At 71.0% G+C, this 14,274-nt stretch carries 14 protein-coding genes; 8 read left to right on the top strand and 6 right to left on the bottom strand.

What is annotated here, in order from left to right:
• Nucleotides 1-103: 103 nt before the first annotated feature.
• Together ACH34Q_RS13050 and mce are read right to left on the bottom strand one after the other, a co-directional pair.
• A complete protein-coding gene (locus tag ACH34Q_RS13050) occupies nt 104-1,426 on the bottom strand; it encodes a DivIVA domain-containing protein (RefSeq protein ID WP_395983125.1) in 1,323 nt (440 codons plus the stop codon).
• Nucleotides 1,427-1,923: 497 nt separating this feature from the next.
• Nucleotides 1,924-2,352, bottom strand: coding sequence for a methylmalonyl-CoA epimerase (gene mce / locus ACH34Q_RS13055; RefSeq protein ID WP_395983126.1), 429 nt, complete (start codon nt 2,350-2,352; stop codon nt 1,924-1,926).
• Between the two features lie 94 nt (nt 2,353-2,446).
• Between mce and ACH34Q_RS13060 the strand changes: the two genes are divergently transcribed.
• Nucleotides 2,447-3,640 (top strand): acetyl-CoA C-acetyltransferase, encoded by a 1,194-nt coding sequence (locus ACH34Q_RS13060; RefSeq protein WP_395983127.1) that lies wholly within the window; start codon nt 2,447-2,449, stop codon nt 3,638-3,640.
• A 39-nt stretch (nt 3,641-3,679) separates the two neighbouring features.
• Here the strand turns inward: ACH34Q_RS13060 and ACH34Q_RS13065 are convergent, their stop codons facing one another.
• Entirely contained in the window at nt 3,680-4,387 is a 708-nt protein-coding gene (locus ACH34Q_RS13065; RefSeq protein WP_395983128.1) for a DUF4230 domain-containing protein, read from the bottom strand.
• A 115-nt stretch (nt 4,388-4,502) separates the two neighbouring features.
• On the opposite strand from ACH34Q_RS13065, the gene ACH34Q_RS13070 reads away from it, so the two are divergent.
• On the top strand, nt 4,503-4,811 hold the full coding sequence (locus tag ACH34Q_RS13070; protein ID WP_395983129.1) for a DUF3817 domain-containing protein: 309 nt from the start codon (nt 4,503-4,505) through the stop codon (nt 4,809-4,811).
• A gap of 105 nt (nt 4,812-4,916) precedes the next feature.
• On the opposite strand, the gene ACH34Q_RS13075 is transcribed toward ACH34Q_RS13070, so the two are convergent.
• On the bottom strand, nt 4,917-6,401 hold the full coding sequence (locus ACH34Q_RS13075; protein WP_395983130.1) for a hypothetical protein: 1,485 nt from the start codon (nt 6,399-6,401) through the stop codon (nt 4,917-4,919).
• Entirely contained in the window at nt 6,394-7,098 is a 705-nt protein-coding gene (locus ACH34Q_RS13080; protein WP_395983363.1) for an ATP-binding cassette domain-containing protein, read from the bottom strand. The genes ACH34Q_RS13075 and ACH34Q_RS13080 overlap by 8 nt, the downstream gene beginning before the upstream one ends.
• Nucleotides 7,099-7,601: 503 nt before the next feature.
• Between ACH34Q_RS13080 and ACH34Q_RS13085 the strand changes: the two genes are divergently transcribed.
• The 3 genes from ACH34Q_RS13085 (at nt 7,602) to ACH34Q_RS13095 (ending at nt 10,944) form a co-directional block, all read left to right on the top strand.
• Nucleotides 7,602-8,573, top strand: a complete 972-nt coding sequence (locus ACH34Q_RS13085) for a tetratricopeptide repeat protein (RefSeq protein WP_395983131.1) — start codon at nt 7,602-7,604, stop codon at nt 8,571-8,573.
• Between the two features lie 118 nt (nt 8,574-8,691).
• Nucleotides 8,692-9,408, top strand: a complete 717-nt coding sequence (locus ACH34Q_RS13090) for an AAA family ATPase (protein WP_395983132.1) — start codon at nt 8,692-8,694, stop codon at nt 9,406-9,408.
• A 132-nt stretch (nt 9,409-9,540) separates the two neighbouring features.
• Complete coding sequence (locus ACH34Q_RS13095) at nt 9,541-10,944, top strand: NAD-dependent malic enzyme (RefSeq protein ID WP_395983133.1); 1,404 nt, start codon at nt 9,541-9,543, stop codon at nt 10,942-10,944.
• Nucleotides 10,945-11,069: 125 nt separating this feature from the next.
• On the opposite strand, the gene ACH34Q_RS13100 is transcribed toward ACH34Q_RS13095, so the two are convergent.
• Nucleotides 11,070-11,753, bottom strand: a complete 684-nt coding sequence (locus ACH34Q_RS13100) for a hypothetical protein (protein WP_395983134.1) — start codon at nt 11,751-11,753, stop codon at nt 11,070-11,072.
• Nucleotides 11,754-11,974: 221 nt separating this feature from the next.
• On the opposite strand from ACH34Q_RS13100, the gene ACH34Q_RS13105 reads away from it, so the two are divergent.
• The 3 genes from ACH34Q_RS13105 to ACH34Q_RS13115 all read left to right on the top strand — a co-directional run bounded on the left by ACH34Q_RS13105 (nt 11,975) and on the right by ACH34Q_RS13115 (nt 14,257).
• Nucleotides 11,975-12,550, top strand: coding sequence for a YqgE/AlgH family protein (locus ACH34Q_RS13105; RefSeq protein ID WP_395983135.1), 576 nt, complete (start codon nt 11,975-11,977; stop codon nt 12,548-12,550).
• Between the two features lie 244 nt (nt 12,551-12,794).
• Nucleotides 12,795-13,064, top strand: coding sequence for a DUF3039 domain-containing protein (locus ACH34Q_RS13110; protein ID WP_395983136.1), 270 nt, complete (start codon nt 12,795-12,797; stop codon nt 13,062-13,064).
• A 389-nt stretch (nt 13,065-13,453) separates the two neighbouring features.
• A complete protein-coding gene (locus tag ACH34Q_RS13115; RefSeq protein ID WP_395983137.1) occupies nt 13,454-14,257 on the top strand; it encodes a zinc metalloprotease in 804 nt (267 codons plus the stop codon).
• Nucleotides 14,258-14,274: the final 17 nt, after the last annotated feature.

Here is a 14,274-nt window from a genome sequence, read left to right on the forward strand (position 1 = left end):
CCCGCGCGATTTCGGTTCAGAAGCGGAAAAGCCTAGAGGCAGTCTCCCACCTCCAGGCTTTTCGTTCGCGCTCGGACAAGCCGGGCGTGTCAGGCGTGTCGCCTCACTCCTGCCACCAGTCCTCGTCGTCCTCGTCGGGCTTCTTCGCCTGCGAGTTCTTGACCGGAGCGGCCTTGGCGACCGGCTGCTTCGCCTGCGGCGGGGCCTGCGCGGGCGCGGGCTTGGGCTCGGGCGAGGACAGCGCGGGCTTCTCCGGCGGGGCGGCGATCGCGTCGTCGCCCATGGCCGGCGCCACGCCACCGATCAGCTGGCGCAGCTGGTTGAGGTGGCTGGTGATGCTGTCGCGCTGGCGGGTGAGCTCGTCCACCTGGCGCTGCGCGGCGGTACGGACCCGGTCGGCCTCGGACTTGGTCTCGGCCAGCAACTGCTCGGCCTGCGACTTCGCCTCGGCGATGACCTGGTCGGAGTTCTTGCGCGCGTTCGCCATCAGCTGCTTGGCGTGCGAGTCGGCCTCGCGGCGGGTCTGCTCGGCCTGCTGGGTGGCCTTGGCCGCCCGCTGCTCGGCGGACGCGGCGCGCTGCTCGGCCTCGGCGACCAGCTTCTGCGTGGCGGCCTGGGCGTTGGCGTGCCGTTCGGCGTCCTGCCGGTCGGCCTCCTCGCGGCGGGCCGCCAGCTGGATCTCGAACTCGGCCTCGGCCTGGGCGCGCTGGGCCTCGCTCTCCTCCAGGATGCGCTGGGCCTGGGCCCGCATCTCGTCGGCCTGCCGCTTGGCCGTGGTGAGGATCTCGTCGCGCTCACGCTTGGTCGAGGCGCGCAGCTGGGCGACCTCGCGCTCGGTCGTGGTGCGCAGCTTGGCGATCTCACGCTCGGCGCTGGCGCGCTTCTCGGCGACCTCGTGGTCGGCGGTGGCGCGCAGCTTGGCGACCTCGCGCTCGGTCGTCGAGGTGAGCTCGTCGGCCTCGCGGCGGGCGGAGGTGCGCACCTCCTCGGCCTCGCGCTCGGCCGCGTTGCGCATGTCGTCGCCCTCGCGCTGGGCGGTGGCACGCAGCTCGGACGCCTCGTTCTCGGAGGCGGCACGGAGCTCGGCCGCGTCGACCTTCGCCGCGGCCTTTATCTCGTTGGCCTCCGAGCGGGCGGCCTGGACGAGCTCGGTGGCCTGCTCCTCGGCGAGTCGCAGCAGCTGCTCGATGCGGGCGCCGAGGCCCGAATAGGTGGGCCGCTCCTGCTCCTGCAGCTGGCGATGCGCGTCCGAAAGCTCCCGCTGCAGAGCCTGGGTGGACTCGCGGGAATTTCGGACCTCGTTGTCGAGCTGTTTGATGTGCTCGTCGACCTGGTGCCGGTCGTAGCCGCGAAGCACCACGTCGAACTCGCGTGGGGGCGTGTCTTCAAAGAAGTTGCTGAGCTGGGCGTCGATGTCGGACTGCATGTGGCTCAATCCTGGTGTGACGGGGCTACGGGTGGTTCCGGGGACCGGTTGATCGCCTGGCTGAACGGGCGCAGGGCCCCAGACCTCTTCCGGCGACAGAAGCGTACTCCCGGAGCTGCCGTGTTGGGGGCTCATCTTGACGCGCTGCGTAGTTTGTCCTGTTTGTTCCGTTGACCATGGCGGTACGGCTACCCGAGGCCGCGCCCCCGAAAAGCACCAAACGTGCCCGAATGGCTACACACCGGCGGTCGCGGTCCCGTACACGGCGTTGTGATATCGAACACGTCACGATCCTCGGGTTTCCCGACGTGTCCGCCGAATCGTGATCGTTTTCGCCGGTGAACACCCCGAAACCGGACACGTGCCGGCGCGTACGGCCGGTTCCGGCGGCCCGTACGGGTGGCACGGCCCAGTGGCCCGTCCCAACGCCCTGCCCCTCTGGCCACCCGCTGGTGCTGACCGGGGGTGTCAGACGCCCCGTGTCAGGAGAGCCCGGGTCAGGAGGTCGCCTTCTGGACGAGTTCGGTCAGCACGCCATGGCAGTCCTTGGGGTGCAGGAACGTGATCCGGGAGCCCATGGAACCCCGGCGCGGCTCGTCGTACAGGACCCTGACCCCCTTGCCGGAGATGCCGTCCGCCTCGTCCTGGACGTCACCGTCGGTCCCGAACGCGATGTGGTGCACGCCCTCGCCGTTCTTCTCCAGCCACTTGGCCACGGTGGAGTCGTCCCGGATCGGCTGGATCAGCTGGATGTAGCTGGCCGCGCCGTCCCCGGTCTGGTTGATCTTCAGCATCGCCTCCCGGACGCCCTGCTCCTCGTTCACCTCGAAGTGCGCGTCGGTGAACCCGTAGGTCTCCCGGTAGAACTGCACGGTCGCCTCCAGGTCATGGCAGGCGATGCCGATGTGGTCGATGCGGGTCAGCATGGGTTCTCCTCGGGTACGGGGCGGCGGGAATCGCGTTCGGTCCTCCTGGGTATCGTGGCAAACGTCGCCGCCGAGCCTTTGTGGAGGCCCCCTCATGACCGCATCATCCGTCATCGTCGCCGGAGCCCGTACTCCGATCGGCCGCCTGCTGGGCTCCCTGAAGGACTTCTCGGCCGCCGACCTCGGCGCGCACGCGATCAAGGCCGCGCTGGAGCGGGCCGGGATCGCCGGCGACCAGGTCGAGTACGTGATCATGGGCCAGGTGCTGCAGGCCGGCGCCGGGCAGATCCCGTCCCGGCAGGCCGCCGTCAAGGCGGGCATCCCGATGAGCGTCCCGTCGATCACCATCAACAAGGTCTGCCTGTCCGGGCTGAACGCGATCGCGCTGGCCGACCAGCTGATCCGGGCCGGCGAGCACGAGATCGTGGTGGCCGGCGGCATGGAGTCGATGACCGGCGCCCCGCACCTGCTGCCCAAGTCGCGGGCGGGCTACAAGTACGGGTCGATCGAAGTGCTCGACCACATGGCCCACGACGCGCTGACCGACGCGTTCGACAACGTCTCCATGGGCGAGTCCACCGAAGGCCACAACGCCAAGCTGGGCATCTCCCGGGCCGAGCAGGACGAGTTCTCCGCCCGCTCCCACCAGCGCGCCGCCGAGGCCGTCAAGAACGGCCTGTTCGAGGACGAGATCGCCCCGGTGACGATCCCGCAGCGGCGCGGCGAGCCGGTGGTGTTCGCCACCGACGAGGGCGTACGGGGCGACACGACGACCGAGACGCTGGGCCGGCTGCGCCCCGCGTTCAGCAAGGACGGCACGATCACCGCCGGCTCGGCCTCGCAGATCTCCGACGGCGCCGCCGCGGTCGTGGTGATGTCCAAGGCCAAGGCGGAGGAGCTCGGGCTGACCTGGCTGGCCGAGATCGGCGCGCACGGCACCGTCGCCGGCCCGGACAACTCGCTGCAGTCCCAGCCGTCCAACGCCATCGCGCACGCCCTCGGCAAGGCGGGCGTCACCGCCGCCGACCTCGACCTCATCGAGATCAACGAGGCCTTCGCCTCCGTCGGCATCCAGTCGATGCGCGACCTTGGCGTCGGCCCCGAGAAGGTGAACGTCAACGGCGGCGCGATCGCCCTCGGCCACCCGGTCGGCATGTCCGGCGCCCGCATCGTCCTGCACCTGGCGTACGAGCTGAAGCGCCGCGGCGGCGGCACCGGCGCCGCAGGACTGTGCGGCGGCGGCGGTCAGGGAGACGCTCTGCTCATTCGCGTTCCGGGCGACGCCTGAGGTCGTTGCGGGCTGAGGTCGGTGGCTGGTCTGGGTGAGCTACTGGGCGACGGGCTGGATGGTCACTGTCTTGAAGCCGAGGGCCTTCAGGAGGTTCTGGAGCATCTGCTTGGCGTTCTGGTCGGCGCGCTCGCGCAGGCCGCTCTCGGCCGCCGCGGTCTGGATCTTCTGGCTCGCCAGCACGTAGAGCTGCTGCTGGTCGGCGGGGTTGCTGCTGAAGAAGTCGCCCATCCGGTTGATCAGTCCGCGCTGGGTGGAGAACACGTGGCTGCGCTTGGGGTCGAGGTTGGTGGCCTCGAGCTGGGCGCGGGGCAGCCTGACGGTCGCGGCCGTACGGTCGGCGTTCACGGTGACGGCGCCGGAGGCGAGCTTGGCGAAGTCCACGTAGGCGTCCACGGAGCCGTGCCCGACGAAGAGGGTGCGCTCGCCGCGTACCGAGCCCGGCAGGAACTTGGCGTCCTTCTCCAGGTCCACGATCACTTGGTAGCTGCCGCTGGCCGACTCGAAGCGGGCCAGGTCGCGGATGGACTGGACCACGACCGGCCCGCTGCGGTCCTTGGTCTCCTCGGCGAACGGGTTGATCCAGCCGGGCAGCATCCCCATCATCTGCTGCGCCGCGATCACGAGCGCGACGGTCAGCGCGATGACCAGCAGGAGGGTGCGCGTGCCACGTCCGCGGGGCGGTGCGGTCTTCGCGGACTCGGCGCTCTTTCGGGACCCAGCGTTCTTTTGCTCAGAACGTGCCATGGGTAGGGCATGCCCGGCGATCCGGCCGGGTCACCTTACCCGGCGGCGACCCAGATGTGAGCAGGGCCATACGCCCGTTCGAAACACTGGCGGGGTACCGGTACGTTGACCTGCCGTGGACATCGTTCGTGCTTTCCGGATCGTCTCGATCGCCGAGGCGACCTCATTCCTGCTGCTGCTCCTGGTCGCGATGCCGATGAAGTACATCGGCGACATGCCGGTGGCGGTATCGATCACCGGTGCCGCTCATGGGGCGCTGTTCCTCGCCTATGTGGGGATGGTGTTCATCGCCCGCGGAGCGCTGGGCTGGAACCTGAAGCGCACGGTGCTCGCACTGATCGCCAGTGTGCTCCCGGTGGCCCCGTACTTCGTGGAGCGCCACTGGATCAAGCGGGCCGGGACGGCGTCGAGCCTTCCGGCCTGAACAAGCTCTGCATGGCCGCGCCGGGTCTGGGGGGTCTCGTCGCGGCCATGCAGGGAATTCTTCGCACGCGGAGAATTCTTCGTACGATCCCGCCCGCGTGAACGTTCACGCGGGCGGTTCGCGTTCCGGGGAACGCTGTGGAGTCGTTTTGGGTGGAGCCGTTTTGGGCTGAGCCGGCCTGGGACGGGCCTGTCCCTGCTGGGCCGCCCCCTGGTGAGCCGGTCCCCGCTGGGCTTGCGGGCGCTGGGCCTGTGAGCGTTGGGCCGGCGGGCGGCGTGCGGGCAGGTCGCGCGGTCGGGTGGGGCGCGGCGACGGGCGCCGGGCGTCCGTGGACGGCTTGGCCGGAGCGGGCCTGAAGTCGCGCGGGCCGAGGCCGCAGGCGTGGTACTCCGCGTAGTTGGAACGGAGCCAGGCCCGGCGGCGGTCCTCGCTCCAGTCCCCGAACCTGCGGGCCGCCGGCGCGTCCGAGATCGACGGGGCCGGCCGGCCGAGCAGCCAGGCGTCCACCAGTGCGCGGTAGCCGGGGTACCGGGGGACGGCGCAGGCGCGCGGGTCGGCGAGCGCGTCCTTGATCTGCTGTACGGCGCGCAGCTCGTACCCGGGGGAGAGGGCGTCGTCGAGGTGGATGGAGGCGGTGCCCCGTACGACCGCGATGGGCGCGGAGCCGGGGCGCTGCACCACTCGGGTGAATTGGCCCGGCGTCCCACTCAGCCGCGTCGCGAGTGGTGTCACCGCCGTCATCAGTGCGGGCAGCGCGGAACGCAGCGCCGGGTGGACGCAGATCTGCAGCGGCCAGTGGCGGCAGGACAGGTCGGCCGAGGCCGGGGAGACGGCATCGCCGTCCGAGGCGTTCAGGCGGACCGTGGCGGCGCCGGTGGCGATGAGGGCCAGCAGCAGGGGAACGGCGAGGAGCATTCGCCGGGTGACCAGGGTCACGTAGCCGAGGATCAGCGTCGCGGTGCCGCCCAGCGCCCACATGACCTGATCGGCCAGGACGCGCAGGCGGAGCCCGGTGAACAGCTCCACCTGGTCGAACGTCGCGGGCGGCAGCAGGCTCCACCACGACGTGCCGGGGGTGCGCAGCGCCGCCCACGACCAGGTCAATGCCATCACCGCCACGGCCGTGACCGGCCGGGGGAACAGGCGTGCCGCCAGGTAGCCGACCGTCACATGCAGGATCAGCGCCGCCCCGCCGACGAGTACCCCCAGCAGGGGCGGACGGCCGGCCGCCTGCCGCAGCACCGTCTCGGCGGTCACGACGATCGTGACCGTCCCGTAGGCGAGTGCCGCCGCCCCGGCCAGCAGCAGCAGGTCGAGCAGAGCCCCCGTGGCGGGTGAACGGGGGGACAGGTCGCGCAGGTAGTCGAGGCCGCGCTCGCGTACGGCGGCCCACGCGGCCAGTCCGGCCGCGACCGGACCGAGCAACCGGACGGAGTTGATCAGGGCGACGATGGAGTTGTCCCAGTACGCGACGCCGGGGACCAGCGACAGCCAGGCGGTGACGATCCCGATCCCGGTCAGCAGCGGTACCGCGACGAGCAGTGCCGCGCGGCGGGCGTCGAGCCGGAGCACCCGCCCCAGCTCAGACACCGGCGCCGCTCCCCGCGGGCAGCCGGCCCGCGCGGATCCGGGGGCGCTGGATCGGCTGCGCCGGCCGGGCCGCGTGCTCGGTCAGCCGGCCGCGGGCGAGCGTGAAGACGTCGCGGCACCAGGGGGCCAGATGCTCGGGACGGGCCGCCGAGACGAGCACCGTGGGCGCCAGCGACCGGATCAGCGGGATCAGCTCGGCGATCGCGGCCTCGTCGGCGGCGCCGCGCCCGGCGTACAGCTCCTCCAGCGGATCGTCGAGCACCACCAGTTCGGGTTCGTGCACGCAGGCCGCCGCGAGCCCGGCGCGCAGCCGGACGTCGGGCGGCAGCAATGCCAGCTCGGTCCGCGATTCGTCGGCCACTCCGAGCCGTTTCATGATGTCCCTGGCCGCCGGCGCGCGCACCCTCTTGTAATAGGCCGAATAGGCCACCAGCTCTTCCGCGGTCATGGTCTTCGACCAGCAGAATCGGCCCGGCAGGAATCCGATCTTCGCTCGTACGGCACGCAGCGCGCCGGACTCACCGGTGTTGTGGCCGAGTATATTGAGGCGCCCGCTGTGCGGCCGGCGCAATGTCGCGAACGTAGCCAATAGAGTGGATTTACCGACACCAGGTGGACCGGCCAGGCCGATCACGCCTTCGGCGATGCCGAAGGCCACCGGGCGCAGGAGCCACCGCCCCCCGCGGCGGACACCCATCCCTCGGGCCACGATCGCGGAATGATCCGCGATCACTCAAACCCCCCGTTGTCGCGTCATGCGTTCGTGGGCGACCCAAGAGGAGCACCGGCGGCCTTTCCCCCCGCCGCGGCGCTTTTCCGCTCGAACCCGGGTCTCGTCGTGAGCCCGGCGGCGAGCCTCTTTTTGCCGTCGCACCATGCATCGACATCGTGACTATAACCAGGCTTGGCGATAGCTGTCAGCCTTCTTTCTCCTTACGCGCCCGGGCGGCTCGATTCTTTGCCCGTGCGAAGGCGCGGCGAATTCCAGGAATTATTCGCTTCTGTCCGTACAGACGGGAACGGGGCGAAGTGGCGGGTGCCGGCGGGCATGTCGACAAGGGCCGGACGGCCGCCGCGGCGCGTCCCGGAAGACCCTGTGGCGCGTTCCGGAAGAACGGTGCGCTCCGCTGCTAGCGGACGCGCGCACCGGGCGCCCCGTTCATGGGGCAGGATGGACCCATGCCTTCTCGGGACTTTTCGTTGCACGGGGCCATTGATCTGGGGGCCCGCCAAGCAGCCGCCAAGAAGCAGCAGGAGCGCCAGGCGAGTGCCGGTACGTCCGCCGCGCCGGCCGCGCCGGGTGCGCCGGGTGCGGGCGGTGGTGGCGGCGCGTACGTCATCGACGTCACCGACCAGTCGTTCAACACCGACGTGGTGGAGCGGTCGCGCACCGTTCCCGTGCTGGTGGACTTCTGGGCCGAGTGGTGCGGGCCGTGCAAGCAGCTCGGCCCGATCCTGGAGAAGCTGGCGAACGAGGCCGCGGGCAAGTGGATCCTCGCCAAGGTCGACATCGACGCCAACCCGGCGCTCGCCCAGTACATGCAGCAGATGGGCATCCGCGGGATCCCGTTCGTGGCGATGGTCGTCGGCGGCCAGATGATGCCGTTCATGAACCAGGCCGCCCCCGAGCCGCAGGTCCGGCAGGCACTGGACCAGCTCATGCAGGCGCTGGTCCAGGAGGGCATCCTTCCCGAGGGCGGGCTGCCCGAGGGCGAGCCCGTCGAGCCCGTCGAGGCCGGTGAGCCCCAGCAGCCGCAGGCCGACCCGATGTACGCCGAGGTCGAGCAGGCACTGAACGCGGGCGACCTCGACGCCGCCAAGGCCGCGTACCAGCGGATCCTGGCCCAGACCCCGCAGGACCCCGACGCCAAGCGCGGGCTCGCCGCGGTCGAGCTGAGCCAGCGGGTCCAGGCGCTCGACGCCGACGCCGTCCTGCGCAAGGCCGCCGCCGACCCCGGTGACGTCCAGGCCCAGATCCAGGCCGCCGACATCGAGCTGGTCTCCGGCCGGATCGACGAGGCCTTCGACCGGCTGGTCGGCGCCGTCCGCCGTACCGCCGGGGACGACCGCGACGCCGCCCGCAAGCACCTGCTCGCGCTGTTCGACATGCTGCCGTCCGACGACCCGAGGGTGGCCAAGGCCCGCCGAGGCCTGCAGTCGGCGCTGTTCTGATCCGGACTCGATCCTGGCCTGAGCCAGGCTTGTTCCGGGTCCGTGCCGGGTCTGTTCCGGGGGCCGGGCAGGTTCCGGTTTCCGTTCCGTTCCCGGCGGAAACGGGCATGATGGCGGTGTGAGCGCACGCGTCGTGACCATCTCCGCCACGTTCGGCGCGGGCGGGAGCTCGATCGGCCCCGCCGTCGCCGCCGAGCTCGCGCTGCCCTTCGTGGACCGCGCGATCCCGGCCACGGTCGCCGCGGAGATCGGCTGCACGCTCGAGGAGGCCCTCGCGCACGACGACCGGGCCGAGAGCGGACTGGGCCGCATCCTCGCGGGCGCCGCCCGGCTGCCGAGCGTCACGTTCGGCGGCATGGACGTCTACCTGCCCGACCGGGCGATCGTTCCGGACGAGGAGTTCGTCACCCACACCGAGCGGATCATCGGCCGGGCCGCCGAGGGCGACGGCGGGGTGATCCTGGGCCGGGCCGGCGCCGTGCTGCTCGCCGATCACCCTGGCGCGCTGCACGTACGGCTGGACGGGCCCCGGGCGCGGCGGCTGGCCCGAGCGCTCACCGAGCCGTCCGGCGAAGGCGACGGCGTGGGCGAGGCCGGGAGCGTGGACCCGGGCGGAACGGGCGGCGGCGCGGCCGGGATCACCGCGTCCGGGACGTCGCAGCGTGATGTTGAGCGTATGCTCGATGACAATGACCGCGCCCGAGCGGCCTACGTGAAGCATTTCTACGGGGCCGATCCCGCCGATTCGCGGCTCTACCACCTCGTGATCGACACGACGAGGCTTCCCGAGCCCGCAGCCGTGGAGCTGATCACGACCGCGGCACGGGCCGTCTGAGAAGTCGGAAGAGCAGAGCCGGCGGAAGAGCGGGGCCGGTGTAGGCGCCGGGCGACGGCATCCGGCCGCTCGTCCCCCCGTGGGACGATGCGACCGGGACAATGACGTACCCGGTAGCAGAGGGAGCAAGTCGTGGCCAGCGTGCCCAGCGTGTCGTACTCCATCACCGTCCGCCTGGAGGTTCCGGCCGGCGGCAAGGCCGTCAGCCAGATCACCCACGTCGTCGAGAACGCCGGCGGCATCGTCACGGCGCTCGACGTCAACACGGCCGGTCACGAGACGCTCCGGATCGACGTCACGATCGCCACCCGTGACACCGAGCACGCCGAGGCCATCGCGGCGGCGCTGGAGAAGCTCGACGCGATCCGGATCCACAAGGTCAGCGACCGCACGTTCCTGATGCATCTCGGCGGCAAGATCGAGATGCAGTCCAAGGTGCCGCTGCGCACCCGTGACGAGCTGTCGATGGCCTACACGCCCGGCGTCGCCCGGGTCTCGCTGGCCATCGCCCGCAACCCCGAGGACGTCCGCCGGCTGACCATCAAGCGCAACAGCGTCGCGGTCGTCACCGACGGCTCGGCGGTGCTGGGGCTCGGCAACATCGGCCCGGAGGCCGCGCTGCCGGTGATGGAGGGCAAGGCCGCCCTGTTCAAGCGGTTCGCGGGCATCGACGCCTGGCCGATCTGCCTGGACACCCAGGACACCGACGAGATCGTCCGTACCGTGCAGATCCTGGCCCCCGCGTTCGGCGGCATCAACCTGGAGGACATCTCCGCGCCGCGCTGCTTCGAGGTCGAGGCCCGGCTGCGCGAGCTGCTGGACATCCCGGTCTTCCACGACGACCAGCACGGCACCGCGATCTGCGTGCTCGCCGCGCTGACCAACGCGCTGCGGGTGGTCGGCAAGGACATCGGCGCGGTACGGATCACGATGGCGGGCGCGGGTGCCGCGGGCACCGCGATCCTGCGGCTGCTGATGCACGCCGGCGCGCGCGACGTCGTCGTCTGCGACTTCAAGGGAGCGGTCCACAAGGGCCGCGGCGACCTCGACGACTCGCTGCGCTGGATCGCCGACAACACCAACGCCGACGGCTACGCGGGCGATGTGCACGGCGCGGTCAAGGACGCCGACGTGTTCATCGGGGTGTCGGCGCCCGGGATCCTCAACGGCGGCGACATCGCCACGATGAACGACGACGCCATCGTGTTCGCGCTGGCCAACCCCGAGCCCGAGGTCTCGCCCGACGTGGCGCGCGAGCACGCCGCGGTGGTGGCCACCGGCCGCAGCGACTACCCCAACCAGATCAACAACGTGCTGGCCTTCCCCGGCGTCTTCCGCGGGCTGCTGGACGCCCAGGCCGACGTCGTCACCCAGGACATGCTGCTGGCCGCCGCGACCGCTCTCGCCGGTGTCGTGACCGATGACGAGCTCGGCCCCAACTACATCGTCCCGAGCGTCTTCCACGCCGAGGTGGTCCCCCGCGTGGCCGGTGCCGTCCGCGAGGCCGCCGGCGGGCGCCCCCGTACCGAAGCCTGAGCCTCCCCCCGCATTGCCGACCACGTTGACTCGTGGCGTGTTCGCCTCCACAGGCGACGCCAAGGGCGAACACGCCACGAGTCAACACAGCACGAGTCAACGAGGAGCGCAGGCGGCGGTGCGGGTCAGTCGGTCCGCTTCTTGGCGAAGACCTGCTCGCGCCGGCGGGGCCAGATCCCGCCGTACCAGAAGATGATCAGGCCGGTGATCATCGCGGCCCCGCCGGTCGCCGCGCGGGCCCACAGCACCGTGTCAGGGCCGGTACGGGGCAGCTCGTCGTCGGGGGAGTCGGTCGGCGCGGGTGCCGCGTCCTTGCTCTTGGCGCAGTTGGCGGTGAGCGTCTTGGCCTCGACCCGCTGGTTGCGGTAGGTGACCTCGATGCGGGTCCGGCGGTCCTCCCGCAGCGTGACCGTGCTGGTACGGGTCGCGCCGGCCCCGATCTGGCCGGGTACGGCCTCGGTGTCGTCGTTCTTCTCGATCGCGTAGTCGGCGTTCTGCGTGCCGGTGTTGCGGACCGTGACCTTGACCTCGCGCTCAGGACAGCCGACCGTCCCGATGGTCACCCGCAGCGGCAGCGCCGGCGCCGGGGTCTTGGACGTCGGGGGCGTCTTGGGCGGTGTGGCGCTCGGCGTCGTCGGCTTGGGGCTGGTCGGCTTGGGGCTGGGCGAGGGCGAGGGCGAGGTCGTCGTGTTGTTGCCCGCCGGGCTGGCCGACGATGGCGATGACATCCAGTTCACCAGCGATGGGACCGCGATCAGCGCCCCGATCACGAAGAAGACGGCGGCGATGACGACCCTGGGCAACTGCATCGCGTTCCTCCCGGCTCGCCGCCCGCCGGTCCGCACCCGCGCACGGTCGCTGTTGCTCGATCAGATGCTCGTGGTTCCCAAATGCTCGCGGATCCATGCTCGTAGATCAATATTGACCTGGACCCGTATTGTGCTTGTATCCCCGAAGATTTGGAACGCGTAACAGGCTAACGACTGGGGGGACGTGCCGCCGGAGGTCTCGGCAACGCATCATGGATCCCATGGAAGACGGCATCAGGGTGGGGCTCCTGCTGGTGGCCAGCCCTCAGCTGGAAGACCCCAACTTCAGGCGGAGCGTCGTCCTGCTCGTGGAGCACGATTTCGACGGCGGGACGCTCGGGGTTGTCCTCAACCGGCCGACCGAGGTCCCCGTCGACCGGGTCCTGCCGCCGTGGGCCGAGCTGGTGACCGGCCCGTCGGTCGTCTTCCAGGGCGGGCCGGTGGCGCTGGACAACGCGCTCGCGCTCGCCCGGCTGCCCGGCGAGGACGAGCCGCTCGGCTGGCGTGCCCTCGACGGCGGCTCCGAGGTGTCCCGGGTCGGCCTGGTCGATCTGGACGCACCGCCGGCGCTGCTGGCGCCCGAGCTGCTCCAGCTGCGGGTCTTCGCCGGGTACGCGGGCTGGTCGGCGGGCCAGCTGCACTCGGAGGTCGAGGAGGGCGCCTGGTACCTGGTGCCGGCCGAGGCGGGCGACGTGTTCGCCGCCGCCCCCGACCGGCTCTGGCAGGAGGTCCTGCGCAGGCAGGGCGGCGACCTGGCCTTCGTGTCCACGTTCCCCGAGGACCCCACCCTCAACTGAACGGGCACCTCCAACTGAACAGGCACCTTCGGCTGAACGGGAACCTTCGACCGAACGGGCCGAACCGAGCTGTGCCGGCGCTGAACTAAGGTGTGGAGTGGGCAGCCGCGACACGCCGCAGTGAGCGGCGAGAGCGATGCCCGCAGACGACGATCGGCGACCCCGCGGACGACCGCGGTGGCCTGGCGGATCACCAGCAGCCATGCGGACGCGGCCACCGAGCCGCAGGGGCCGAGGAGGGCACATGAGTACCAAGATCCTTCCCGACAGCGATACCCGGCCCGACAGCGATACCCGGCCGGATCTGTCGCACGGTGACGGCGACCACGAGCGGTTCGCGCACTACGTGAAGAAGGCCAGGATCACCGAGAGCGCCGTCACCGGCACGCCGGTGATCGCGCTCTGCGGCAAGGTCTGGGTACCCAACCGGGATCCCAAGAAGTACCCGGTCTGCCCGGAGTGCAAGGAGATCTACGAGACCATGAAGGCCGGCGGCGGCGACGGCAAGGAGTGATCGCACCTCCCCGCTGAGCCGCCCGTAACGGCGCCGCCTCAGCGGGGACGGCACGCCGAGTGAGGGTGTTCGGCTCGTGATCCCGTGGTGGTCGGGGGACCATCGGGGAGCAGGATCGCGACGTACCGAACTCGGGGGAATCGATGGGCCGGACCCTGGTGGTCTCACTATGCGCTGTGACGGTGACTTTCTGTACTGCGTCCGGAGCGCTGAGTGGTGGAGGTGGGCCGCCTGATCGACACCCTCCGGCCACCGGCGAGAGAGCGGGAGATGTCGCCTGCGTCCACGTACACGCGATGGCGGGGGCAGGGGCGACGCCAGGGGTGGGGCGGGCGGCGGCACGGTACGAGCGGCGGCCTCACGGCCGGAGCGGTGAGGATGTCGTCGGCATGCTGGGGCATCTGCGGAAGACGCTGGACGAGCGTTACGGGACCGCTGATGAGCGCGCTCTCGACGCGGCTCGCAGGACGGCCGGCAGGACGGCTCGCCGGATTGTCGTACCCGTCTGGTTCCATGCCGTCACCGATGGCGCCCAGGGGCGGGTGTCGCGGGGGATCGCACGCAAGCAGGTCGGCACCCTCAACCGCGCGTACGGGGGCAAGCGCGGCGGGATCGACACAAGGGTCCGGTTCCGGCTGGCGGGCTACGACAGCACGTCCAGGCGGAACTGGTTCCGGGAGCCGGAGCGCCACGAGCGCCGGATGAAGAAGGCACTGCGCAAAGGGGGACGGGGAACGCTCAACCTCTACACGGCGTCCGTCGGCTCGGACGTGCTCGGATTCTCGACGTTCCCGCAGTGGTACGCGGCGGACCCCGTCGTCGATGGCGTGGTCATCGACCACCGGACCGTGCCGGGCGGCTCGTTCAAGCACTTCGGGCGCGGCCACACGGCGGCACACGAGGTCGGGCACTGGCTCGGGCTGTTCCACACGTTCGAGAACGGCTGCGAGGCGCCGGGCGACGGTGTGGACGACACCCCGTACGAGGCACGACCGGCCGAAGGCTGCCCGCGTTCGAGGAACACCTGCCGCCGGCCCGGGCGCGACCCTGTGCGCAACTTCATGAACTACGGAACGGACGACTGCATGCGCGAGTTCACCACCGGCCAGGCCAGGCGCGTTCGCGCGTCCTGGGCCGCCTACCGCGCGCCCGGCGGGCACGGCCGGGCACGAACTGTCGGCGGGGCTCGGTAGCCTTCAATGACCGTGAG

It is taken from the genome of Actinomadura sp. 9N407, from assembly GCF_044326315.1.
GTDB lineage: Bacteria > Actinomycetota > Actinomycetes > Streptosporangiales > Streptosporangiaceae > Spirillospora.

What these genes read in the sequence shown, in the direction of transcription:
- ACH34Q_RS13050 (WP_395983125.1), bottom strand. Translation starts at nt 1,426, where the DNA reads ATGCAGTCCGACATCGACGCCCAGCTCAGCAACTTCTTTGAAGACACG.
- mce (WP_395983126.1), bottom strand. Translation starts at nt 2,352, where the DNA reads ATGCTGACCCGCATCGACCACATCGGCATCGCCTGCCATGACCTGGAG.
- ACH34Q_RS13060 (WP_395983127.1), top strand. Translation starts at nt 2,447, where the DNA reads ATGACCGCATCATCCGTCATCGTCGCCGGAGCCCGTACTCCGATCGGC.
- ACH34Q_RS13065 (WP_395983128.1), bottom strand. Translation starts at nt 4,387, where the DNA reads ATGGCACGTTCTGAGCAAAAGAACGCTGGGTCCCGAAAGAGCGCCGAG.
- ACH34Q_RS13080 (WP_395983363.1), bottom strand. Translation starts at nt 7,098, where the DNA reads ATGGGTGTCCGCCGCGGGGGGCGGTGGCTCCTGCGCCCGGTGGCCTTC.
- ACH34Q_RS13100 (WP_395983134.1), bottom strand. Translation starts at nt 11,753, where the DNA reads ATGCAGTTGCCCAGGGTCGTCATCGCCGCCGTCTTCTTCGTGATCGGG.
- ACH34Q_RS13105 (WP_395983135.1), top strand. Translation starts at nt 11,975, where the DNA reads ATGGAAGACGGCATCAGGGTGGGGCTCCTGCTGGTGGCCAGCCCTCAG.
- ACH34Q_RS13110 (WP_395983136.1), top strand. Translation starts at nt 12,795, where the DNA reads ATGAGTACCAAGATCCTTCCCGACAGCGATACCCGGCCCGACAGCGAT.
- ACH34Q_RS13115 (WP_395983137.1), top strand. Translation starts at nt 13,454, where the DNA reads ATGCTGGGGCATCTGCGGAAGACGCTGGACGAGCGTTACGGGACCGCT.